This is a genomic window from Kribbella sp. NPDC005582, from assembly GCF_040605415.1.
Lineage (GTDB): Bacteria > Actinomycetota > Actinomycetes > Propionibacteriales > Kribbellaceae > Kribbella.
On record NZ_JBEXCU010000003.1, the window covers coordinates 745,285 to 766,152 of the forward strand.

The 20,868-nt window shown below is 66.2% G+C and carries 26 protein-coding genes and 1 pseudogene; 12 read left to right on the forward strand and 15 right to left on the reverse strand.

The genetic code is table 11. From position 1 onward, the window contains the following. Window positions 1-85 precede the first annotated feature (85 nt). The 5 genes and pseudogenes from ABZS29_RS21125 to ABZS29_RS21145 all read left to right on the forward strand — a co-directional run. The gene (locus ABZS29_RS21125; RefSeq protein ID WP_355463968.1) at window positions 86-538 is read left to right on the forward strand and encodes a universal stress protein; all 453 of its coding nucleotides are present in this window, start codon (window positions 86-88) and stop codon (window positions 536-538) included. A gap of 2 nt (window positions 539-540) precedes the next feature. Continuing rightward, window positions 541-711 carry a hypothetical protein gene (locus ABZS29_RS21130; RefSeq protein WP_355463969.1) on the forward strand — a complete coding sequence of 57 codons (171 nt, stop codon included), beginning with the start codon at window positions 541-543 and terminating at the stop codon, window positions 709-711. A 169-nt stretch (window positions 712-880) separates the two neighbouring features. Continuing rightward, on the forward strand, window positions 881-1,348 hold the full coding sequence (locus ABZS29_RS21135) for a TraR/DksA C4-type zinc finger protein (RefSeq protein ID WP_355463970.1): 468 nt from the start codon (window positions 881-883) through the stop codon (window positions 1,346-1,348). A gap of 293 nt (window positions 1,349-1,641) precedes the next feature. Then, a complete protein-coding gene (locus ABZS29_RS21140) occupies window positions 1,642-1,884 on the forward strand; it encodes a hypothetical protein (RefSeq protein WP_355463971.1) in 243 nt (80 codons plus the stop codon). Further along, window positions 1,854-2,072 (forward strand): annotated as a pseudogene (locus ABZS29_RS21145) (hypothetical protein); the annotation flags it as partial. The gene ABZS29_RS21140 and the pseudogene ABZS29_RS21145, both read left to right, overlap by 31 nt. Here the strand turns inward: ABZS29_RS21145 and ABZS29_RS21150 are convergent. The 4 genes from ABZS29_RS21150 to fdxA all read right to left on the reverse strand — a co-directional run bounded on the left by ABZS29_RS21150 (window position 1,974) and on the right by fdxA (window position 3,865). After that, on the reverse strand, window positions 1,974-2,405 hold the full coding sequence (locus ABZS29_RS21150) for a hypothetical protein (RefSeq protein WP_355463972.1): 432 nt from the start codon (window positions 2,403-2,405) through the stop codon (window positions 1,974-1,976). The pseudogene ABZS29_RS21145 and the gene ABZS29_RS21150 sit on opposite strands and share 99 nt — an antisense overlap. A 53-nt stretch (window positions 2,406-2,458) precedes the next feature. Next, window positions 2,459-2,764, reverse strand: a complete 306-nt coding sequence (locus ABZS29_RS21155; protein ID WP_355463973.1) for a cupin domain-containing protein — start codon at window positions 2,762-2,764, stop codon at window positions 2,459-2,461. Window positions 2,765-2,826: 62 nt separating this feature from the next. Beyond that, window positions 2,827-3,534: a helix-turn-helix domain-containing protein gene (locus ABZS29_RS21160; protein ID WP_355463974.1), complete on the reverse strand. Its 708-nt coding sequence runs from the start codon at window positions 3,532-3,534 to the stop codon at window positions 2,827-2,829. 4 nt (window positions 3,535-3,538) lie between these two features. Next, complete coding sequence (fdxA, locus tag ABZS29_RS21165; protein WP_355463975.1) at window positions 3,539-3,865, reverse strand: ferredoxin; 327 nt, start codon at window positions 3,863-3,865, stop codon at window positions 3,539-3,541. A 138-nt stretch (window positions 3,866-4,003) separates the two neighbouring features. On the opposite strand from fdxA, the gene ABZS29_RS21170 reads away from it, so the two are divergent. Then, window positions 4,004-4,165, forward strand: coding sequence for a DUF2249 domain-containing protein (locus ABZS29_RS21170; protein WP_355464415.1), 162 nt, complete (start codon window positions 4,004-4,006; stop codon window positions 4,163-4,165). Beyond that, on the forward strand, window positions 4,155-4,529 hold the full coding sequence (locus ABZS29_RS21175; protein WP_355463976.1) for a hypothetical protein: 375 nt from the start codon (window positions 4,155-4,157) through the stop codon (window positions 4,527-4,529). The genes ABZS29_RS21170 and ABZS29_RS21175 overlap by 11 nt, the downstream gene beginning before the upstream one ends. On the opposite strand, the gene ABZS29_RS21180 is transcribed toward ABZS29_RS21175, so the two are convergent. The 5 genes from ABZS29_RS21180 to ABZS29_RS21200 form a co-directional block, all read right to left on the reverse strand. Then, entirely contained in the window at window positions 4,526-4,891 is a 366-nt protein-coding gene (locus tag ABZS29_RS21180) for a DUF488 family protein (RefSeq protein WP_355463977.1), read from the reverse strand. The two genes, ABZS29_RS21175 and ABZS29_RS21180, sit on opposite strands and share 4 nt — an antisense overlap. Window positions 4,892-4,971: 80 nt before the next feature. Next, on the reverse strand, window positions 4,972-5,958 hold the full coding sequence (locus ABZS29_RS21185) for a slipin family protein (protein WP_355463978.1): 987 nt from the start codon (window positions 5,956-5,958) through the stop codon (window positions 4,972-4,974). Then, entirely contained in the window at window positions 5,955-6,410 is a 456-nt protein-coding gene (locus ABZS29_RS21190; protein ID WP_355463979.1) for a hypothetical protein, read from the reverse strand. The genes ABZS29_RS21185 and ABZS29_RS21190 overlap by 4 nt, the downstream gene beginning before the upstream one ends. Window positions 6,411-6,532: 122 nt before the next feature. Further along, the gene (gene aceE, locus ABZS29_RS21195; protein ID WP_355463980.1) at window positions 6,533-9,241 is read right to left on the reverse strand and encodes a pyruvate dehydrogenase (acetyl-transferring), homodimeric type; all 2,709 of its coding nucleotides are present in this window, start codon (window positions 9,239-9,241) and stop codon (window positions 6,533-6,535) included. Further along, window positions 9,238-10,230 (reverse strand): universal stress protein, encoded by a 993-nt coding sequence (locus ABZS29_RS21200; protein WP_355463981.1) that lies wholly within the window; start codon window positions 10,228-10,230, stop codon window positions 9,238-9,240. Before ABZS29_RS21200 ends, aceE begins: the two co-directional genes overlap by 4 nt. Before the next feature lie 178 nt (window positions 10,231-10,408). Here ABZS29_RS21200 and ABZS29_RS21205 point away from each other — a divergent pair, with 178 nt between their 5' ends. The 3 genes from ABZS29_RS21205 (at window position 10,409) to tal (ending at window position 13,858) form a co-directional block, all read left to right on the forward strand. Further along, complete coding sequence (locus ABZS29_RS21205) at window positions 10,409-11,641, forward strand: helix-turn-helix domain-containing protein (RefSeq protein WP_355463982.1); 1,233 nt, start codon at window positions 10,409-10,411, stop codon at window positions 11,639-11,641. Window positions 11,642-11,884: 243 nt separating this feature from the next. After that, window positions 11,885-12,637: a hypothetical protein gene (locus ABZS29_RS21210; protein ID WP_355463983.1), complete on the forward strand. Its 753-nt coding sequence runs from the start codon at window positions 11,885-11,887 to the stop codon at window positions 12,635-12,637. Between the two features lie 54 nt (window positions 12,638-12,691). After that, window positions 12,692-13,858, forward strand: a complete 1,167-nt coding sequence (gene tal / locus ABZS29_RS21215) for a transaldolase (RefSeq protein WP_355463984.1) — start codon at window positions 12,692-12,694, stop codon at window positions 13,856-13,858. Between the two features lie 50 nt (window positions 13,859-13,908). Here tal and ctaD read toward each other — a convergent pair whose 3' ends face one another. Next, entirely contained in the window at window positions 13,909-15,552 is a 1,644-nt protein-coding gene (gene ctaD, locus ABZS29_RS21220) for a cytochrome c oxidase subunit I (protein ID WP_355464417.1), read from the reverse strand. Window positions 15,553-16,406: 854 nt separating this feature from the next. On the opposite strand from ctaD, the gene ABZS29_RS21225 reads away from it, so the two are divergent. Then, window positions 16,407-16,841 carry a universal stress protein gene (locus ABZS29_RS21225; protein WP_355463985.1) on the forward strand — a complete coding sequence of 145 codons (435 nt, stop codon included), beginning with the start codon at window positions 16,407-16,409 and terminating at the stop codon, window positions 16,839-16,841. 12 nt (window positions 16,842-16,853) lie between these two features. On the opposite strand, the gene ABZS29_RS21230 is transcribed toward ABZS29_RS21225, so the two are convergent. From ABZS29_RS21230 to ABZS29_RS21250, 5 genes are all read right to left on the reverse strand, one after another. After that, a complete protein-coding gene (locus ABZS29_RS21230; RefSeq protein ID WP_355463986.1) occupies window positions 16,854-17,513 on the reverse strand; it encodes a response regulator transcription factor in 660 nt (219 codons plus the stop codon). Then, window positions 17,510-18,466, reverse strand: a complete 957-nt coding sequence (locus ABZS29_RS21235; RefSeq protein WP_355463987.1) for a HAMP domain-containing sensor histidine kinase — start codon at window positions 18,464-18,466, stop codon at window positions 17,510-17,512. The genes ABZS29_RS21230 and ABZS29_RS21235 overlap by 4 nt, the downstream gene beginning before the upstream one ends. Next, the gene (locus ABZS29_RS21240) at window positions 18,436-19,074 is read right to left on the reverse strand and encodes a rod shape-determining protein (RefSeq protein WP_355464419.1); all 639 of its coding nucleotides are present in this window, start codon (window positions 19,072-19,074) and stop codon (window positions 18,436-18,438) included. The genes ABZS29_RS21235 and ABZS29_RS21240 overlap by 31 nt, the downstream gene beginning before the upstream one ends. 245 nt (window positions 19,075-19,319) lie before the next feature. Then, window positions 19,320-19,691, reverse strand: a complete 372-nt coding sequence (locus ABZS29_RS21245; protein ID WP_355463988.1) for a TraR/DksA C4-type zinc finger protein — start codon at window positions 19,689-19,691, stop codon at window positions 19,320-19,322. A 35-nt stretch (window positions 19,692-19,726) separates the two neighbouring features. Continuing rightward, window positions 19,727-20,026 (reverse strand): TraR/DksA family transcriptional regulator, encoded by a 300-nt coding sequence (locus ABZS29_RS21250; protein WP_355463989.1) that lies wholly within the window; start codon window positions 20,024-20,026, stop codon window positions 19,727-19,729. 233 nt (window positions 20,027-20,259) lie between these two features. Here ABZS29_RS21250 and ABZS29_RS21255 point away from each other — a divergent pair, with 233 nt between their 5' ends. Then, window positions 20,260-20,859, forward strand: a complete 600-nt coding sequence (locus ABZS29_RS21255; RefSeq protein ID WP_355463990.1) for a hypothetical protein — start codon at window positions 20,260-20,262, stop codon at window positions 20,857-20,859. Window positions 20,860-20,868 lie beyond the last annotated feature (9 nt).

Genomic DNA, 20,868 nt, shown 5'->3' on the forward strand with positions numbered 1-20,868 from the left:
ATCGGGCTTGCCTACCGGGCGCAGGAGCGCGCCTCGGCCAGGAAGCGCGTGGACCGCGCAGGAACAACTCCTGAGGAGGGATGAGATGGAGCGGATCGTTGTCGGGGTCGACGGAAGCGAGACTGCTCGGCAGGCCCTCGAATGGGCGGTCGCCGAGGCCAGGTTGCGCGGTGCCGGCCTGATCGTCGTCCACGCGTGGCAGCAACCCACGGCGGCCCTGATGTCGCCGTACGCGCCGGTCCTCGACGACCCGGCCGTGATCGAAGAGTCGGCCCGGCGGACGCTGACCGAAAGCCTTGCGGCGGTCGACGTCACCGGACTCGTGAGCGAACCCCAGCCCTGGCTTGTCCAAGGTGCCACCGCATCGACTCTGCTCGGAGTCGCACGGAACGGCTCCCTGCTCGTCGTCGGATCACGCGGCCGGGGCGGGGTCGCCGGCCTGCTGCTGGGGTCGGTCAGCCGGCGGGTCGCGCAGGAGGCCACTGTTCCGGTCGTCATCATCCCGCCGGTCCGGGCCACTCCTGAAGAGGAGTACTGAACATGACGGCACCGGGTGGAAGCGACATGGTGCTTTTGATGGTGCTCGGGGTGACGGTCGTCATCATGACGATCCGAGTCGCTGCACGCGAGTACCGCCTCAAGCAAGAAGCATTGGCCAAACAATCTCACGTCCCCGTCGGACGATCGACCACCGATCGGCGGCAGCCTTGATGTCTGTCGTGATGGAGAGAACCAAGGTCACCCGCGTCGTCGAGATTGCCGATACATGGCAACGATCAAGCGCGGCGTTCGCCGATCAGGTACCTGGTCCACCCCTGGACGAGTCGGCATCGTTGGAACTGACCGGATCTGAACGATCCGTGCTGACGAGGAGGTTTCGATGACCGACCTGGATCAGGCGGCACTGTACGACGCGGCTCCGGTCGACCTGCAGTGGTATCGCCAGGAGTTGGAGCAGCAGCGGCAATTCCGCCTTGATCAGCTGACTCAGCTCGCCTACGACGCGAAGGCCGGCTCCGGCGATGCTCTGGCCGAGGTGACAGCGACGCTGACGAGAGCGGCCAGAGTTGCGCTGGCGGACATCGATGCGGCTCTCTTCCGGCTCGCGATCGGTCGCTTCGGAGACTGCCAACAGTGCGGTCGCGCCATCCCCGAGGACCGGCTGCACGCTGTCCCGATGACCGGTCTCTGCCTACGTTGCCAGCTCCGCAAAGAGTCGGACCCCTCTCGGCAACCCTGGCGCACAGGCACCATCCCACCGATGTCGCCTCCGCGACCGCGGCGAGACATCGTCGACGTCTGGGGCGACGACTCGTTCCCCGCCAGCGACCCGCCGTCGAACTGGTGAGCCGGCGGGGGAGGTCTGGCGAAACGCGACGTGAGCCTTCGGGGGACGGCATTCGACGAGATTCTTGGCATGGAGGCGCAGGCGGCTGACGCGGCGGGATCGGCCGACTGGTGTTCTGGAGGCTGTGCTCGACGGAGGACAACCAGGACCCGGCGACGTCGAAGGCGAGGCAGTTGGGGCAGGCGACTCGATGTTGGTTCAGTAGTCAGCTCAGTCTGACTTGGCCGAAGTTCGATCGGTACGGCGTGTCCTCGTGGATACCCAGTCTCGACCCGTAGAACACAGTGCGCGGCATGGCGATGATGATCGGCACCGACGATCCGGGCGAAGATCTACGTCCACCAGGAGTTCCTGTTGCCCATCAAGTAGAACTCGACACCGGCGAGCGGAGCGGCCGGACCGGTTACGACCGCCTCGTCTTTCGCGGCGACGTTGACGGGCAGGCGTCCATGCGTTCTGGCTCGCTGATGGCCGAGTCGTCGCAGGGACGCACGTCAATCGCTGGGACGACGGCATCGCGCTCGTCGAAGAGTTGATCCGCAGCCGGCGCCCGGCGGATCCGGATCGCCTTGCAGACATCTCAGTTCCGCTGACCGAGCAGATCGCGCGGTCTAGCGGCGACGCGTCACCCCTCGACGAGAAGCGAGACTCCGAGCGCGGCCAACGCCACTACCTTGGCTGCCTCGAGACCAACGTAGTACAGGTGTGTGGTCGAGCGGGGTGACGGTTGACCGGCCAAGACGCGGTCGGTGCGCCGGTTGAGGCTTGGACGGACCGCGGCGAGTTGAACGGTCAAGATGACCAGGACTGTCGCGGTGAGAGCGACCACTGGACCGTTCGGCTGCCCCAGGACGACGGCCGTGAGCGTCACCAACGCCGCTGCGACTTCGATGCGGTTGAGTGCGCGGAAGACTATGCGGCCGATGCCCAGCCCAGTGGGAATGTCGACGCCGGGTGCGCGGAACTTGAGGGGCGTCTCCACGAAGGAGATCGCGAGCACCATGCCGAGCCAGATGAAGACCATGGCGGTCGCAACCGCAGCTGGTACGGCGTTCAAGATTGCTCCTTCTGATTCGTGGCGGGCATCGGTACTCAGAGGGCAGGGCCCGGCTAGGCAGTCGGCCAGCCGGCGATGCGTGCGACAAATTCCGGCGGCGAGGCGACGATCATCATGACGGCGGGTTCGTTCCCCGGGTTGGTCAGACTGACCCGTTCACCAGTGCCAATGTGCGCGACGGCTCCAGGGGCCAGACTGTGGTGCTGGTCTCCTTGCCGAAGGTCGATCGAACCGGACAGGTGGACCAGGACGATCTCGGACGGGCCGTGATCGTGCTCGGGCAGGCCGCCACCGGGCGGGATCCAGACCTGGACCATGGCGATCTTGCCGGAGGTCTCGGCGGCGACGAGTACTTCCATCGCAGGACCGCCAGGGACGGGCGCGCGCCTCCGTGGTGTGCTGCCGATCCTGGTGAGGAACATCAGGCATTCCTTTCGCGAGGGCGGTCCCCGCGGCTGTTGCCGCCGAGGCTTCGGACGGGTGCGAGATGAACCATGCACGCGTCGGGTTCGGCGAACGGCTCGAGACCGGTCGCCTCGACCGGTGCCCGAATCTCGGCGAGGGCGCCGCGCATCAGGCCCAGATGCAGCGGACACAGAGTCTCGGAGTATTCCTCCGCGAGCTCCAGGAAGGGGCAGTGCCGCAGTCTGATCCGGTCCGCTTGTCCGCCGTCGGGTTCCGGGGCAAATCCCAGATCGGTCATCATCGCGGTCAACCGCTGAGTCGATTCGGCGACGCCGGGCTGCCGGTGCGGAGGAACGGGGGCGATCAGGTAGCCGCCCCAGTTGCGGCCGGCTGTTTCGGCGGCAGTGCTCGCGTCGGGACTCGCGGACAGTTGGCCGAGCAGGATTTTGGCCAGCAGGTGGTACTGACGCCCGCCGCTCCGGTCCATTCCGGGGTGCGGTGTGTACACCGTCCGAGGCCGGCCACGCCCGGTTGGTTGCTCGAGCTGACGGTCGACGAGTCCTTGCGTCGCGAGTGCGTCGAGGTGGAAGCGGGCGGTGTTGGGGTGGATCCCCAGTTGCTCCGCGAGATCAGTGATGCCGAGCGGGGTGCCGGAGGCGCGGAGGAGATCCAGCAGTGCCTGCCGGCGCGGCTGGTCGCCTCTTGTCTGGTCGGTCCTGGTCATGGGGTCAGCTTGCCTGCTCCTGCGGTGGGAGCGCCGCAACAAGGGGATGGTCGTGTGTGAGGGCGCCGACTTTGAAGGCGCCGCCGGGAGACCCGAGATCGTCGAAGAACCCGGCGTTCGCGGCCTGATAGTCCTTCCACTGCTCGGGCAGGTCGTCCTCGTAGAAGATGGCCTCGACCGGGCACGCCGGTTCGCACGCGCCGCAGTCGATGCACTCCTCAGGATGGATGTAGAGCGACCGGCCGCCTTCGTAGATGCAATCAACCGGGCATTCGTCGACACAGGCGCGGTCCTTCAGATCCACGCACGGCAACGCGATCACGTAGGTCACAGTCGACTCCCTCACGAGCGCTTGTATTTACTACAAATATCACATGTAATAATCAGTGAAAACAGTCAGGAGGCGAGGCGACGATGGCGACTTCGGAGATCTTCATCCCGGCGACCGGTACCGACCCGGACGTGATGGCTGGCACCCGGAGAGGCGTTCGTCCTCGTCAACAGTCACGACCCCAGACCATTGCGGCGGGAGTTCGAAGCGATCCATGCAGGCGCGTTCAGCTGCGACTATCTGCAGGCCGGGCCCGAGGAATGGCGCGTCCGGATCGGGCGGGTCGCTGATGACGCCTGAGGAGCCGGTGGTGCGTGTGCTGGCCGAGATCAGCGTGCTCGTTGACGAACCGGCTGTACCGTCGGGTGCGCGATGGACGCTCGCCGAGCCGGGACGCCAGCTCGATGCGAACGTCATTCATCTACCGGCCGGGCAGCGCGTGGACACCCATATCGAGCCGGATCTCGACGTCCTGCTCGTCGTTGTCGCGGGTGGTGGCACCGTCGGTACGGCGAACGGCCGGCAGGCGCTTGCCGACGGCAACATCGTCTGGCTGCCCCACGGTTCGACCCGCAACATCACCGCCGGCGACAGCGGCCTGACCTACCTGACGGTTCATCGTCGCCGCCCCGGCCTGCAGATCAGCAAACGGCCTGGTCGCTAGCTCGGCTCCTGCAACAGCCGAGCCAGGACTGCCGCTTGGCTGCGGCCCACCTCCCTGGTCGCCGTCAGCAGGGTTACGGTGTCCCGCCTCGCCAACACACGCAGGTGGTTCACTGCAGTCCTTGCGGTCGGTGTTGCCAGTTCGTCGCGGTAGCGCGCCTCGAACTGTGCGAACTTCTCCGGGACGTGGCCGTACCACTTGCGGAGTTCCGTCGAGGGGGCAACGTCTTTGAGCCACTCGTCGATGGCGGCCGTTTCCTTTCGGATTCCACGTGGCCACACACGATCCACCAGGACGCGGATGCCGTCGTCGGCCGTGGCCGGATCGTAGATCCTGTGGACCCGGACACCGTGCTGTGTCATGCCGCACCTCCAGAGGCGTCGCTCCAGCCAGCAGCGTACAGAGCCGCAACGGTGTCCGTTCGCCGTGTGGTCCCGCGTCCTCACGGCTGCCACGCCGGGTCGGCACAACCGGTGGGGAGTCCGCCCCACTGTGGTTGTGCCGACCCGGCCGTTTCGGGGACAGTCGCGGTGGCTTGTTCGGCCGGCACCGCGGACGATGCCGTCAACGAATCGAGTGTGGCCTGTCCGTTTCGCTGGGATCGCTCGATCTCGCGAAGATGTGGGATGTCCGTGGTCGTTGCTCGAGTGGTGTCGGTTGCCTTCGCGGGCTCCGGCGGTGTCGATCGTTCCAGAAACCGGAGCAGCTCGACCGGGAAGGGCAGCACCAGGGTGGAGTTCTTCTCGGCGGCGACTTCGACGACGGTCTGGAGCAGCCGAAGTTGCAGCGCGGCTGGGTGTTCGGTCATCACTTCTGCGGCCTGGCCCAGCTTTTCTGATGCTTGCAGTTCGCCGTCCGCGGTGATGATGCGTGCGCGGCGTTCCCGTTCGGCCTCGGCCTGGCGTGACATCGACCGCTTCATCGTTTCCGGGAGTGCGACGTCCTTGATCTCGACCCGTTCGATGTGGACGCCCCAGTCGAGTGCAGGGCTGTCGATCATCAGCTCCATCCCCTGGTTGAGGCGTTCCCGGTTCGACAGCAGGTCGTCCAGCTCGCTCTTGCCGATGATCGAGCGCAGTGATGTCTGTGCGACCTGGCCGATGGCCGAGACGTAGTCCTCGACGTCGACGGCCGCCCGAACCGGGTCGATCACGTTGAAGTAGACGACTGCGTCGACGCGGACCGTGACGTTGTCACGGGTGATGCCGTCCTGCGCGGGGACCGGCATCGTGATGATCTGCATGTTGACCTTCTGCAACCGGTCGGCGATCGGGACCAGCAAGGCAAGACCTGGCTGCCGGATCGCGGGCCGCACCCGGCCGAACCGGAACACGACCCCGCGTTCGAACTGCTTGACCACACGGACGCACGTTGCCGATCCGATCAGGCCGACGACCGACGCTGCGAGTAGTAGGTAGAGGATGATCATTTCTTCTCCGCCGAGACGTCGCCCGTGGTGTGCCTTGCTGGTGCGTACTTGGTGGCGAGCCGGGCCAGCGCGAGAGCGGCGACCAGGAGGCCGAAGTCGCGCAGTGCGACGTCGTAGAAGCCTGAAAGGGTGAGCAGGTTGAGGATGATGCCGGCGAGCCAGGCCACGACGACCAGGGCGCCGTAGCGGGGGATCATGGCGACGGCGATGCCGGCGACGATCTCGATGACGCCGATGATGTACATGGCGTCTTGGCCGGAGCCGGGGACGATGTTGTTGATCCACGGGGCCAAATAGCCTGGCCAGTCGGTGAGCAAGTTGGCGAACTTGTCGAGGCCGAACAGGATCGGGGCCACCGTGAAGACGGTTCGCAGGACCAGGAATGCCTGGTAGGAAGGGTCGGACAGTGTCTCCCGGCTTGGTGTGCGGGCGGTGCGCCCCTCAGTGCTCATGATCTGCTCCTTCTCGAGCGTCGGTGTCCTTCTATGCTTGTCCGACGGCTCCGGACTGACACCGCGCGCGGTCGGCTGACTTGGACCCTTTCGGGTTGCCGATGATCGGCAAGCTCCGGATATCACCCAGCTGGGTAGGTCGTCCTGGTCGACCGCGGTACAGATTCGTCGAGCTCGCCGTTGTCGGCCAGCTGCTGCAACGTCCGTACGACGATCGATTGCGCGTCGACTCCGAAGTGGCGGCGCAGGGCGGTGCGGGTGTCGGAGCGGCCAAATCCATCGGTGCCCAGGGATGTCCATGGCCGGCGGACGAACGGAGCGATCTGGTCGGGTACCGCGCGCATCCAGTCCGAGACTGCCAGAACCGGCCCCGCGGTTGCTCCCAGCCGCCTTGCGACATAGGGAACGCGGGGAGCTTGGTCGGGGTGCGAATGGCTCCATTCGTCGGCGGCCAGCGCGTCACGCCGCAGTTCGGTCCAAGAGGTCACTGACCACACGTCTACCTGGACGCCCCAGTCGGTGTGCAGGCGGCGCTGCGCTTCCAACGCCCAAGGCATGGCGATGCCGGAGGCAAGGATCTGTGCCTTCGGACCATCACCGGTCGGTGCGGGCGAGTAGTGGTGCATCCCAGCCAGAATTCCTGCGATGTCGACGTCGTCGGGCTCGGCCGGCTGGCTGATCGGTTCGTTGTAGAGGGTCAGGTAATAGAAGACGTTCTGGTCCTCGCCAGGACGCGGTTCGCCGTACATGCGGCGTAGTGCGTCCGCGGTAATGTGGCCGAGCTCAAATGCGTACGCGGCGTCGTAGGCGATACAGGCGGGATTGGTGGATGCCAGCAGCAACGAATGGCCGTCCTGGTGCTGCAGCCCTTCACCGTTCAAAGTGGTACGGCCGGCCGTGGCGCCGAGCAGGAACCCTCTGGTCAGCTGGTCTGCCGCGGCCCAGAGCTGGTCGCCGGTGCGCTGGAACCCGAACATCGAGTAGAAGATGTACAGCGGGATCATCGGCTCGCCATGAGCGGCGTACGACGTACCGGCCGCAGTCCAGGACGCCGCTGAGCCGGCCTCAGTGATGCCCTCGTGCAGCAGAACACCCCGGGTGTCTTCTTGGTAGCTCAGCATCTGCTCGCGGTCCACCGACAAGTAGGTCTGTCCGTGCGGGGAGTAGATCTTCTTGGACGGGAACAGTGAATCCAGCCCGAAGGTGCGGGCCTCGTCGGGGATGATCGGCACGAAGCGGTGAGCCATCTGCGGGTCCTTCATCAGGTCTTTGAGAAGCCGCACGAATGCCATCGTGGTCGCCACTTCCTGCCGGCCCGAGCCTCGCCGCGCGACCTCGTACGCCGCCGCGCCGGGCAGCGTAAGAGGCGAGCTGTGGACTTTGCGCGCAGGCAGGTAGCCGCCCAGGGCGCTCCGCCGGTCGTGCAGGTACTCCAGTTCCGGTGAGTCCTCCGGCGGCCGGTAGTAGGGCGGCTTCACCGCATCCAACGCCGAGTCGGGGATGTCCAGGAACAGTCGGTCCCGGAATCCCTTGAGGTCGTCGAGGGTCAGCTTCTTCATCTGGTGGGTGGAGTTGCGGCCCTCGAAGTGCGAGCCGAGTGTCCAGCCCTTGATGGTCTTGGCCAGGATCACTGTCGGCTGCCCGGTGTGCTCGGTCGCGGTGCGATAGGCGGCGTACAGCTTGCGATAGTCGTGGCCGCCGCGCTTCAGGTTCCAGATCTCGGTGTCGGACAGATGCTCGACCATTGCGGCGGTGCGCGGGTCACGGCCGAAGAAGTGCTCGCGGACGAAGGCGCCGGATTCGGCCTTGTAGGTCTGGAAGTCGCCGTCGGGGGTGGTGTTCATCAGGTTGAGGAGTGCGCCGTCGGTGTCGGCGGCCAGCAGCGGGTCCCATTCGCGGCCCCAGATCACCTTGATGACGTTCCAGCCGGCACCGCGGAAGTACGACTCGAGTTCCTGGATGATCTTGCCGTTGCCACGGACCGGCCCGTCGAGGCGCTGCAGGTTGCAGTTGACGACGAAGGTCAGGTTGTCGAGCTCCTCGCGGGCGGCTACGCCGATCGCACCGAGCGACTCCACCTCGTCCATCTCGCCGTCGCCGAGGAACGCCCAGACCCGCTGCCGGCTGGTGTCCTTCAGGCCACGGTCGTGCAGGTACCGGTTGAAGCGGGCCTGGTAGATCGCGTTGAGCGGACCGAGCCCCATCGAGACTGTTGGGAACTCCCAGAAGTCCGGCATCAGTCGAGGGTGCGGGTATGACGGCAACCCACCGCCCTGGCCGGCGTGAGAGAACTCCTGGCGGAAACCGTCGAGCTGGTCGCTGGTGAGTCGGCCCTCCAGGAACGCGCGCGCGTAGATGCCAGGGGAGGCGTGGCCCTGGAAGTAGATCTGGTCGCCCCCGCCGGGTGCGTCATGGCCGCGAAAGAAGTGGTTGAACCCGACTTCGAAGAGCGCCGCGGCCGAGGCGTAGGTGGAGATGTGCCCGCCGACGCCGACACCGGGTCGCTGCGCGCGGTGGACCATGACCGCGGCGTTCCAGCGGTTGTAGGCCCGGATCCGCCGTTCGATGTGCTCGTCGCCGGGGAAGGCCGGCTCGGCCTCGGGCGCGATCGTGTTGAGATAGTCGGTACTGCGGAGATTCGCGACGCCGACGCGGCGATCACGGGCTCGCTGCAGGATGCTGAGCAGCAGGTAGCGGGCTCGGTTCTGACCGGCATGGTCGACGACCTGGTCAATCGATTCCAGCCACTCCTGAGTCTCGGACGGGTCCAGATCCAGAAGTTGGCTCTGCAGCCCAAGGCTTTCTGGCAAGCCTTGCGGTGTCGGTGTCATGACAGCTCCTTCAAGTCCGCGAGGCGGTTCCAGGCGGCGATCTGGAGCTTGGGCTGCTGCCCAGGCGCGGGATTCTTGGCCTTGGCCCGCTGGGGATGGACGACCGCTACCGGGCAGCAGCCGTGGTGCAGCACGGCCTGGCTGACCGATCCCAGCAGCATGCCGGTGAATCCACCGCGCCCGTGTGACCCGACCACGAGCAGCTCGGCCCCGTCGGCTTCGTCGAGGAGCGCCTGGACCGGGTGATTGTGGACGAGCTTGGTCTCCACGTCGATGCCAGGGACAAGGATCCGCTCACTGTCCATCGCTTCGGCGAACAGTTGCCGGTCGACCTGTTCGACGATGTCCGCGGGGACGCGCAGCGATGGATGCTGACGGGTCGGCATCGCGGCGTGCACGGCGGTGATCCCGACTCGTCGGTGCGCGGCCTCCTGGAACGCGAACCTGATCGCTGCAGCCGAGACGTCCGATCCGTCGACGCCGACGATGATCCGGCCGGTTGGGGAGGCGGGGAATGCGGTGCCTTCTCGGTGCGGGTGGACGACGACCACAGGGCACGGCGCGTGCACGGCCACCGTGGAGCTGACAGAGCCGACCAGCAGGCCGCGGAAACCGCCGATGCCCCGGCTACCCAGCACGACCAGATCGGCGTCCTGAGCCTGGCTCAGTAGCGTCGGTGCGGCGCCGGCGGCGAACAGCGCAGCCTCGATCTTGATGTCGGGAAAAGCGTGGTGCGCCTGGCTCTCCGCCTCACCAAGGACCCAGCGGGCCGCCGCCTTCAAGCCATCGTTCACGGGCTCGATGACGTTCAGGCCGAACGGGTCTGCGATCAGCGGCCAGGTGAAGGTGTGAACGATCCGCAGCGGACAACGCCTGAACGACGCCTCGGCAGCCGCCCACGCGAGCGCGGCTTGCGCGGACGCCGAGCCGTCCACACCGACAAGAACCGGCCGTCGACCAGTGTTGTCGACAGCAAGGGTGTTCGTCATCTCGCCGCTCCGCATCAGCTAGGGACAGGTCTGCGCAGTCGACTGTGCCGTTCCGGTAGCGAGACAGGTACTGCGGCGATCGGCGAACCTGTGACGGCGCTTATGGCCGACGTCCGGCAACGATGCTCTACTGAAACATGGTCCAGCACGTGCATCGACTCAGTGCGAGGAGAGTGGCATGAGTGAGTCCCGTTGGCCGGGATCGGGCGCCGCGAACAGCGCGGATGAAGCTTGGCTGACAGCGATCGCGCAGGCGGCCGCTGGAGACTCACAGGCGCCGCTGGAGCTACTCGTCGAGTACCTCACCCTCCTCGCCGACGCTGCCATCTCGGGGCGCCGGCCACGCGAGCACGAGCTGGCGATCGTGCGTGAACTCGGACGTCGTGCTGCCGAACAAGGCATCCCGGCCGGGCGGGTGGTAGATCTGTACCTGTCCGCAGCATGGCGGATGTGGCGCGACCTCCCGGATGTCGTGCCATACCGCGACCGCGACACGGTCCGGGCCTCCGCGCAGGCCGTGCTCCGGGCTGTCGGCGAAGCGATCGCCGTCCTCGTCGACAGCTATCAGGTCGCCACTCAGCAGTTGGTGAGGCAGGAGGAAGCGCTGCGGCGGGAACTGGTCGACGACCTGCTGCGCGGCGACCCGGATGTCGCCCGAATGGTCGAGCGCGCCGAGCCGTTCGGGCTCGACCTCGGCCGGCCGCACCAGGTGGTTCTGGCTCGTCCCGCCGATGGTCTCCCCGATGGCGACACCAGCGCGAACATGCTGGAACTGTTCATCCTTGACCGTTTCGGCGACCGCGAGGTGCTCGTCGCGACGAAAGAGGGTCTGCTCGTCGTGCTGATCCCCGCGGCCGCCCCGAGCACGGTCCCGCGGACCATCAACAAGAGTGTCGGGCACCTGATCCACGACGAGTTGATCCGGCACCGCTCGGGTCGCGAATGGCGCGTCACAACGGGCCGGCCCTACCCCGGCTCCTACGGCATCGCCCGCTCCTACGAGGAGGCCCGGGAAGCACTGACGCTTGCCGACCGGTTGCGGCTCGACGCTGCTGTCGTCGATGCAGAAGACATGCTCGTGTATCGGGTCCTGATCCGCGACCAAGCCGCCATCGTCGATCTCATCCATGCCGTCCTTGGCCCGCTGACCCAAGCTCGCGGCGGCGCAGACCCGTTGTTGCAGACCCTCGAGGCGTACTTCGCGACCGGGGAAGTCGCCACCGAGGCAGCGCGGCGCCTGAACATGTCGGTCAGGACCGTCACCTATCGGCTGGACAAGGTCAAGTCTCTCACCGGACACGACCCGGGCGACCCGGCGCAGCGGTTCACGCTGCACATCGCAGTGCTCGGTGCGCGACTTCTTGACTGGCCCGCCACCGACCTAGCCGTCGGCACGAAGGCCAACGCCTGACCGGCTCGCGGCCGTTCTTCAGGAGAACATCGTTGCCGGGCGTCGGCCAACACACCGGCCCCAGCTTCGCCGACCGTTGCCGTAGCCGTCCTCGCCGTCTCGCGGCAAAGTCGTAGCTGCACGAGCACGATCCTGGAGTTCGGCACACCTGAAACCGGCCCGCGCTGGACTGATGCTCGTGCAAACGGGCCGAGTCACGGGCCGCATCGATGCGCCCGACGGTGTGGGACGGGAGTTCGCACGATGAGAGCCTATCGATTCTGCTGGCTGCTGTTGTCTGGTTTCGTCGGCGCCGTGGGCGCCTTCACGGCCTTCACCTGGTCGCTCTCGGTTGTTCTCATGCTGCTTGTTCTCGGGGCCTTCACAGGTGCAGTCGTGGCCATGGTCGCTCTGACGGACCCGGCCAAGGGCACCAGATCTACCCGGGAACGACGACGGATCGTGATCCGCAGCACCGTTTTCACCGGTGCCGGAACGGTCTCTTTCATCGGGCTGGGCACCCTCCTGGGTGCTCCGACCGCCGTACTGTTGGTGGGGATTCTGGTCGGTGGATCGCCTTCCGTGATCCACTACTGCGTTCGCTGGCTCACCGAACACGGCCACCTCGCTGGTTCGTCCCCTGCGCCTGTCCAGCCGGTTCGCCTCGACCGCTCTATATCGCCTGCGCAGGCAACGACTCTGGATGCTGAACCGGAACAGGTGCCAAGGCATCACATCAGTCCCGAAGATCTGAGCGACGAATCCCTCTGCTTGGCATGGAGGTCGAGCTTCTCGGCTCTGCAGAACGCGAGGTCGTCGATGCAACGGTTACGGATCGTGGAGGAGCGCAGGGGGTATCTCGACGAGATCGAGCGCCGCACCGCTCACGGGATGGCTGCGTGGCTGGCATCCGGACCGAGAGCAGCCGGCGACCCCAGCAGGTACGTGCTAGGAGACAGCGCGGCGGGCCGTACCCCGATCGACTGGGACGAACTGCTCCACGACACCGGCAACTAAGCGACCACTGGTCGACAGCCGCAACTGGCGAATGCCAGAGAAACCGAGAGCATGATGACCAAGTTGGAACACCTCTATGGCTACTACGGTCAGAGTCCGTGGCTGGACAATCTCACCCGCGCCGCCCTGCGTGACGGCAGCCTGGAGCGTATGGTCGCAGATGGAGTTCGCGGCATCACGGCGAACCCGGCGACCTTTGCCAGAAGCATTCTCGGCTCCCATGATTACGACGAGGAGCTCTGGGCTCTGATCGCCGCCGGCAAGTCGGTGGACGACGCCTATTGGGAGCTGGTCATCACCGACACGGGCCAGGCGCTCGACGTACTGCGCCCAGTCTTCGACGGAGGGGACTGCATCGATGGATTCGTGTCGGTGGAGGTGTCTCCGGAACTTGCACACGACTCACTCGCGACGATCGCCGCCGCGCGGCTGCTGCGCGAGCGTCTCGCCAAGCCGAATTTGCTGGTAAAGATTCCGGCGACTGCCGAAGGCGTCACGGCCGTCGAAACACTGACGGCCGAGGGCGCCAGCATCAACGTCACGCTGCTGTTCTCCCTGTCCCGCTACGCCGAGATCATCGAGGCGTACCTGTCCGGGCTGGAGACCTTCACGGCACGTGGCGGCGATCCGTCCATGGTCAGTAGCGTTGCGTCGTTCTTCGTCAGCCGGGTCGACACTGAGGTCGACCAGCGACTCCAGGCGGTCGGTACAGACGCGGCGCTTGGCCTGCGCGGCCAAGCTGCAGTCGCGCAGGCCAAGCTGGCCTACCGAATGTTCACAGAACAGTTCGCTACCCAGCGCTGGCATCGGCTCGCCGCTTTGGGAGCGGATGTCCAGCGGCCGCTGTGGGCGTCGACATCGACCAAGAACCCCCGCGACCGCGACACTCGCTACGTCGAGGAGCTGATCGGTCCCGACACCGTCACGACCTTGCCCGAGGCAACCATTGCTGCCTTCGAGGATCACGGAACGATGGCCCGGACTCTCGACAACGGTGTGCCGGAGGCAGCCGACCTGATGCTCCGCCTGGCCGACATCGGCGTCGACATGACCGCCGTCGGCAGGACCCTCGAGGAGAGCGGCATCGCCAAGTTCGACCAGGCATACCGTGGGGTGCTCGCGGATCTGACGAAGCTCGCGGCAGCCGCGCCTGCTTCTGGCCGCACCCGCGAGGATCCTTCCCGGGATGGCTCCCGACGCCGGCACGCCCGACGCAGCTGAACCCGTATCGTCCTTCACGATCTCGACGCCGGCTGCGAGCTGTAGTGAGATCAGTCGGCGTCGGTGTCCAGCAGGTTGTCCGCCGACGCTTGGTTGGCCGGGTACTCGGCAAGCGCCAGCGCCGGGTGGTTCAGGTCGAAAGCGGGGCTCTCGGACCGGATCCGCGGCAGTTCGATGAAGTTGTGCCGCGGCGGCGGGCAGCTGGTAGCCCACTCCAGTGAGCGGCCCCAGCCCCACGGGTCCTCCACCTTCACCGGCGGCGACTTGCGGGACTTGTAGATGTTGTAGAGGAACGGCAACGTGGAGGCGCCGAGGATGAAGGCGCCGATACTGGAGACCTGGTTGAGAGTCGTAAAGCCCTCGTTCGCCCCGTACGACGCGTAGCGCCGCGGCATGCCCTCGACGCCCAGCCAGTGCTGGACCAAGAAGGTCATGTGGAAGCCGATGAACAACATCCAGAAGTGGAGCTTGCCGAGTCGCTCGTTCAGCATTCTCCCGGTCATCTTCGGCCACCAGAAGTAGAACCCGGCGAACATGGCGAAGACCACGGTGCCGAAGACGACGTAGTGGAAGTGCGCGACCACGAAGTATGTGTCGGTGACCTGGTAGTCCAGGACGGGCGAGGCCAGGATGACGCCGGTCAGGCCGCCGAAGAGAAAGGTCGTCAGAAAGCCGATCGACCACAGCATCGGAGTCTCGAAGGAGACCGCACCGCCCCACATGGTGCCGATCCAGTTGAAGAACTTCACCCCGGTCGGGACCGCGATCAAGAAGGACATGAACGAGAAGAACGGCAGGTTCACCGCTCCGGTGACGAACATGTGATGCGCCCAGACCGTGGCCGACAACATGGCGATCGCGAGAGTGGCCCCGACCAAGCCGATATAGCCGAAGATGGGTTTGCGGCTGAAGACCGGGAGGATCTCGGTGACGATGCCGAAGAACGGCAGCGCGATGATGTACACCTCGGGATGCCCGAAGAACCAGAACAGGTGCTGCCAGAGCAGTGGACCGCCATTGGCCGCGTCGAAGATGTGAGCCCCCAGAGCTCGATCCGCCTCCAGCATCAGCAGCGCGCCGGCCAGGATCGGGAATGCGATCAGCACCATCATGGACGTGATGAAGACGTTCCAGGTGAAGATCGGCATCCGGAACATCGTCATACCGGGGGCCCGCATGGTGATCACGGTGGTGATGAAGTTGACCGCGCCCAGGATGGTGCCGAGGCCGGCCAGCCACAGCCCCATGATCCACAGATCACCGCCGACACCCGGCGCGCGAACCGCGTTCGACAGTGGGGCATAACCGGTCCAGCCGAAGCTCGCCGCGCCGCCCGGCGTGAAGAAGCCACTGAAGGCGATGAGTCCGCCGAACAGGAACAGCCAGTAGCTGAACATGTTGAGGCGGGGGAACGCGACGTCGGGGGCGCCGATCTGGACCGGCATGATCACGTTCGCGAAGCCGACGAACAGCGGTGTTGCGAACAGCAACAACATGATCGTGCCGTGCATCGTGAACAGCTGGTTGTAGACCTCTTCGTTGACGATCTGCAGACCCGGCTTGGCCAGCTCGGCGCGGATCAGCAGCGCCATCAGGCCGCCGATCAGAAAGAACGCGAACGAGGTGATCAGGTACAGGTGACCGATCAGCTTGTGATCGGTTGTCGTCAACCACTTCACTGCGGCCCTGCCCAGTGGACGGCGGACTTCTCCAAGTGCCGCCCTCGGCTTGCCGCGGCTGGTCTGTGACCGTATCCGTTCCCTGTGGGCGGTGATGCCTGTCAGTTGTTCCGTGAGGGAATCAGCGTCGTCAGTGCCCTGTGCTCGGTTGACGCCGCGCTGCCGCCTCACCAGTTCGCCGGTGGGTCGCTAGCCGGGAACGAACCGTATCCCCACACCTCAACGATGTCGGCAGCGAGGACACGGCTGGCGTCCTCGAACGCCTTGAGTTGCTCGATCCGAGATCGCCGATCTTGTTCGAGCCTTCCGCGAAGCGCATCTCCTCCGCGGACTCGCTGCTCTTGATGGTCGTTCGGTGAGACAGCCTGTCTGCGTTGCGTCACAGCGACCTCCTTGCCAAGGGGCAGCACGGCAGTCTGTCTGGCGGCCATCGTTGCCCCATCCGAAACCACCCTGCCCGTGGAGTTCGTGGCTGGCTACGGTCCGCCCCGGCATGGGAAGGAGGTCAGGTTTGCCGGACATCGGCAACGGAACCAGCACATCGCCGCTTCGGACGATCACTGGGTCGGATCCGTCGTTTCGTCGGTCCGGTATCGGTCTGCCGGGAATAGATCACCATCCAAATACGCTCCACCTACTGTAGCGATAAATTGCCAGGCAATCCCCAAGGAGAACCAGATGGTCAGCATGGAAGCGTTGAACGGAAGCGGTGGCGTCCTTCTGATGGCGCTCGGAGTGGCGGTCTTCATCATCACTGTCCGGCTTGCGGCTCGGGCGCACCGGATCAAGAGACAAGCCTCAGCCAGACCACCGGCGACTGTCTCCCGTCGAAGATCCACAGCCGCCCCAACGGATCGGCTGGAGGCGAAATGAAGAAGGTCGTGGTTGGCATCGATGGCAGTGAATCTGCGCAGCGAGGACTCGAGTGGGCGGTGGCGGAAGCCTCAATGCGCGGCGCGGGTCTTGTCGTGGTTCATGCGTGGCAGCCGCCCGCCGCTGCGATGTCGCCGTACGGCGCTATGCTGGCCGACCCCGGCTCACTCGCGGAGACGGCGCGGATGATACTTGCCGATGCTGTAGCAGCGGTGGACAAGAGCGACCTCGCGAGCGAGCCTGAACTACTACTCCTCCAAGGCCCAGCTGCGCCCGCGCTGATCGATGCCGCACGTGGTGCTGCACTGCTCGTCGTCGGCTCACGCGGAAGAGGCGGCTTCGCCGGGCTCCTGCTCGGCTCGGTCAGCCAGCAGATCGCCCAGCAGGCAAGTGTGCCAGTGGTGATCGTTCCGCCGATGGTGAACTCTTGAGCGGGCATGGCGTCACGGTTCGATGAGGCCGGCTCGGATGGCGTAGCGGGTGAGGTCGAGCCGGTCGCGCATGCCGAGTTTGTGAAGCATGTTGGCGCGGTGCCGTTCGACGGTCTTGACGCTGATGAACAGTGTTTCGGCGATCTCTTTCGATGAGTTGCCCTCAGCAACGAGTTTGAGGACTTCTTCCTCGCGGGCGGTGAGGACCTGTGCGGGCAGGTTCTCCCCGCGGCGGACCCGGTCGAGGTAGTCGCGGACGAGGGCGGTGACCGCGCCTGGGTAGAGGAACGGTTCGCCGCGCATCGCGGCGCGGCAGGCTTCGACCAGGTCGCGGTCGGCGACCGATTTGAGGATGTAGCCGGAGGCACCGGATCGGAGTGCCTGGAAGAGGTACTGCACGTCGTCGTACATCGACATCATCAGGATCCGCAGCTCGGGATGATGCGTGGACAGTTCCCGGGCCGCCTGCAGGCCGGTCATCCGGGGCATCGCGACATCGAGGATGGCGAGGTCGATCGGTTGCTGTTGCGCGGCGGCGATCGCTTCAGCGCCGTCGCCGGCCTCGGCGACCACAGTGAGGTCGGGTTCGTTGTCGAGGATGAGCCGTACGCCGCGCCGTACGAGCGCGTGGTCGTCGGCGAGCAGGATGCGGATGGGCTGCGGCACGGTCATCCCTTCGAATGGGGGACCGGTGCCGACAGGCTGACCTGGACGCCTCCGTGTGGACCGGTCTCGATGTCGAGGGTCGCTCCGAGGAGGAGGGCGCGCTCGCGCATACCGCGCATGCCCGCGCCCTCTTGAGCCAGGCCGATACCGCGGCCGTCGTCACAGATCACGAGCTGGACGCTGTCGTCGGCACGCGACAGCCGCAAGGTGACCTCGGTTGCCTCGGCGTGGCGGGCGACGTTCGTCAGGCTTTCCTGCGCAACTCGGTACAGGACCAGTTCTGTCTGCTGGTCCAACGGAGGCACGTCGGAGTCGAAGTGGCGGTGCACGGCCAGCCCGGTGTGGGTGGACAGGTCTGTCGCAAGGGTGGTGAGTGCGCTGATGAGACCGAGATCTTCCAGTACGCCGGGGCGCAGTCGCCGGGCGAGCCGCCGTACGTCGTCCAGGCTCGAGCGAGTGGTTTCCTGAGCCTGCTGTAGGTCAGTGCGCACGCGTGGATCCTGGGAGCGGTCGGCGACTCGTTTCAGTTCGAGCAGTACGGCGGTCATGCTTTGGCCGACCTCGTCGTGGAGCTCGCGGGCGATCCGCTGTCGCTCGCCCTCCTGAGCCGACAGGGCCCGTGCGCTGCTGGTAGCCCGTTCGTCTTCCAGCCGGTCCAACATGTCGTTGAAGGCGCGTACCAGGTCCGGAACGCCGCCGTGGCCGGTGACGGGAAGGCGCTGCCCCGGGCGGAGCAGATCGACGGTGGCCATCCGGTGGGTGACGCGCTCCAGCGGCGCGAGGCCGACCCGCAGCAGTACGGCGTTCGCCACCAGCATGACCGCCAGGCCCACGATGAGGACGATGGCCTCGGTCAGCGCGACCGGTACGGACACCGTCACGGGTGCCAGTAACAGCAACGCGGTCGCCGCGCCGAGCACGACGGCATTCAGCCCGAAGATTCGCCAGAACAACGCCACGGCAGGGTCGCCCTTTCCGGTTCCTTGGTAGGTCCACTATGCCTCTGTCCGACCTGACCGTGGTGTTGGGCTGAAGCCGGGCGGGTCACGACGGTGCAGGCGACCGTGAAGGACCGGTGCCGGCCGACGGAACCGAGGGCCAGACCGGCGCCGCGGACGGCGGCGAAGTGCGGCGCGGGAGCTGGGCGCACCGGAGCCAGGAGCCGCTTGGCCAGCTGGCTGGTGATTTGCGGGCGGAGCGCGCCGCCGCCGGTGAGGAGCGGTCCGCGTTCCAGCGCGTCGACAACCTGCCCGCCGCAGTCGAGTTGCAGCAGATCGGTCACCACGCCGACGACCGACTGCACGAGGTGGGCGACAGGCGTCGTCCGGCCGAGATCGAGAGTCCCGATCTCGATCCGATCGGCATGCGTCACGCGACCGTCGACCAGCAGGCCGACCTCGGTGAGGTGTGCTCCGATGTCGACCACGAGCAGCGGCTCGGCCAGGTCGGCGCCCGCGCCGAGGGCAGCAGCCTTCACACTGTCGATCGTCAGCACGATGCCTGCGTCGAGAATCTCCAACGCAGTAAGGGCCGCGCCGCGTTCGTCGTCGGTGCACAGGACAGGCATGGTCAGGACGGCTGTCGAGTAGCGGCCCGCGAGCTGGCCGAGTACGCCGGCGACGCCCTGCTGGTCGACGACGGCGCCGCGACGTACGGGATGGCCTGACGAGGTCCTCGTGGGTAGTTCGATCAGAGCGCGGCCGGGGATCCACGCCCGGGTGTGCGCACTACCGAGGTCGATCGCAATGCCAGCCGAACGTCGGTCGAACGCCCACGCCCACGCGGCGCGTCGCGGCGTACGCGCAAGGAGCGTCACGAGATGCTCTCCTTGAGTTGGTGGCAGGGACCGCAGTACCGGGCTTGCGGCAGGACGCGCAACCGGGGGAGTGGGATCGGCCGATCGCACAGCTGGCAAGCGCCGTACCGGCCGGTGCCGATCCGGTGGAGTGCGGCTTCGACATCGACGAGCACCAGCTCGGCGGCGTCGGCGAGCGCGGTCAGGACCTCCGCGCGCGCCGTCCCACGATCGTTGTTCGGCTGCGCCCCGTCCGGCGACCGGCTTGCCGCCAGCGCGGCCAGCTGCTCGCGGCGGAACCTGCGCTCGTCGTGAAGGGCGTTCCGCAGCGCAGCCAGGTCGTCGGAAGGCAGCTCGAGATCGTCGATGGTGGCGAACGTGTAGCTCAAGACCTCACCTCTTCAGGTGTCGGGGAAGGCGACCGTCAAAGAGCGCGCTGCTGACAGCTGACGCAGCAGCGCACATAGGGCAAGATCTCCAGCCGTTCGACGGGGATGATCGTCCCGCAGTCCTGGCAGGCGCCGTACGAGCCGTCGGCCAGACGCTCCTCCGCGGCGCTGATCTCGGTCAGGACGCGCCGGATGGCCGCTGCCTGGGCTTTGCTGAGTTCTTCGTCAGCGAGGGCCGCGCCGTCCTCGACCGCGCGGAGTTGAGTCAGGCGCGAGTTGCGTTCGTGCTCCAGCCGCTGTCGGGCATCCTGCACGGTCATGGTCAGGCCGGTCACAGCAGATCCATCCTCTCGCGAACACGGAAATGAAGGTCGACGCCGACGCGGCGCGCGGACTGCGCGCCGTTGCCTCAGCTGTGTTCTGCCTTCAACCATTGCCGACCGCCCGTGCAGCGACCATAGGTGCCAACACCCATTTAGACTCCTGGATCTGAGGCTTTGTGGGATCCAGACGCGCCCGGCGCGCGTCTCATGCGCGATCAGCCCTACCGACCCGAAAGGCTCATCACGTGAGCGAGCACGACCGGCAGCCACAGCCCGGCCAGATCCCGGTTCTCGACACCAAGGTCGGCTGGAGTTCGCTCCATGCCGACGGCCAGCAGATCAGTTACGGTCGCCGGTCGATGCCACTCGACGAGATCGAGTGGGTCGGCTACTGGGTCGAGCAGGTCACCGAGAAGCGCTTCATGTTCCCGACCACCTATACGACGTACTGGCATTTCGAGGTCGGCAAGTACCCGCACAAGGCGGCGCCGGCGGTCACGGTGAGCGACTCGCGCATGGGCCGCCAGGACGAACTGCCGGACTGGTGGACATTCCTGGTGAACTTGTCGGCGCAGGTCGTCGAACCACGCTTGCTCGCCGACCTGGTCAACCGGGTCCGCCAGGGCGAGACCGTGACGATCGGCGGCAGCATCAAGGTGAACCAGCAGGGCATCAGTTGCAAGCGCCCGAAGCTGTCCCTGGACTGGAACTCGATCTACCCGCCCGAGTCAGAGGCCGGCTTTATCTACATCTACGCGACCAACTCCGACCAGGCCGTCCTCGCCGTACCCCTGGGCCACCCCAACGCAGTCCTGATCCAACCGCTCTTCGCAGCACTCAGCTGAGGTCGTGGG

What these genes read in the sequence shown, in the direction of transcription:
- ABZS29_RS21225 (WP_355463985.1), top strand. Translation starts at nt 16,407, where the DNA reads ATGAAGAAGGTCGTGGTTGGCATCGATGGCAGTGAATCTGCGCAGCGA.
- aceE (WP_355463980.1), bottom strand. Translation starts at nt 9,241, where the DNA reads ATGACACCGACACCGCAAGGCTTGCCAGAAAGCCTTGGGCTGCAGAGC.
- ABZS29_RS21205 (WP_355463982.1), top strand. Translation starts at nt 10,409, where the DNA reads ATGAGTGAGTCCCGTTGGCCGGGATCGGGCGCCGCGAACAGCGCGGAT.
- ABZS29_RS21140 (WP_355463971.1), top strand. Translation starts at nt 1,642, where the DNA reads ATGGCGATGATGATCGGCACCGACGATCCGGGCGAAGATCTACGTCCA.
- ABZS29_RS21125 (WP_355463968.1), top strand. Translation starts at nt 86, where the DNA reads ATGGAGCGGATCGTTGTCGGGGTCGACGGAAGCGAGACTGCTCGGCAG.
- ABZS29_RS21130 (WP_355463969.1), top strand. Translation starts at nt 541, where the DNA reads ATGACGGCACCGGGTGGAAGCGACATGGTGCTTTTGATGGTGCTCGGG.
- ABZS29_RS21160 (WP_355463974.1), bottom strand. Translation starts at nt 3,534, where the DNA reads ATGACCAGGACCGACCAGACAAGAGGCGACCAGCCGCGCCGGCAGGCA.
- ABZS29_RS21200 (WP_355463981.1), bottom strand. Translation starts at nt 10,230, where the DNA reads ATGACGAACACCCTTGCTGTCGACAACACTGGTCGACGGCCGGTTCTT.
- ABZS29_RS21230 (WP_355463986.1), bottom strand. Translation starts at nt 17,513, where the DNA reads ATGACCGTGCCGCAGCCCATCCGCATCCTGCTCGCCGACGACCACGCG.
- ABZS29_RS21135 (WP_355463970.1), top strand. Translation starts at nt 881, where the DNA reads ATGACCGACCTGGATCAGGCGGCACTGTACGACGCGGCTCCGGTCGAC.
- ABZS29_RS21180 (WP_355463977.1), bottom strand. Translation starts at nt 4,891, where the DNA reads ATGACACAGCACGGTGTCCGGGTCCACAGGATCTACGATCCGGCCACG.
- ABZS29_RS21240 (WP_355464419.1), bottom strand. Translation starts at nt 19,074, where the DNA reads ATGCCTGTCCTGTGCACCGACGACGAACGCGGCGCGGCCCTTACTGCG.
- ABZS29_RS21210 (WP_355463983.1), top strand. Translation starts at nt 11,885, where the DNA reads ATGAGAGCCTATCGATTCTGCTGGCTGCTGTTGTCTGGTTTCGTCGGC.
- tal (WP_355463984.1), top strand. Translation starts at nt 12,692, where the DNA reads ATGACCAAGTTGGAACACCTCTATGGCTACTACGGTCAGAGTCCGTGG.
- ABZS29_RS21155 (WP_355463973.1), bottom strand. Translation starts at nt 2,764, where the DNA reads ATGGAAGTACTCGTCGCCGCCGAGACCTCCGGCAAGATCGCCATGGTC.
- ABZS29_RS21190 (WP_355463979.1), bottom strand. Translation starts at nt 6,410, where the DNA reads ATGAGCACTGAGGGGCGCACCGCCCGCACACCAAGCCGGGAGACACTG.
- ABZS29_RS21175 (WP_355463976.1), top strand. Translation starts at nt 4,155, where the DNA reads ATGACGCCTGAGGAGCCGGTGGTGCGTGTGCTGGCCGAGATCAGCGTG.
- ABZS29_RS21185 (WP_355463978.1), bottom strand. Translation starts at nt 5,958, where the DNA reads ATGATCATCCTCTACCTACTACTCGCAGCGTCGGTCGTCGGCCTGATC.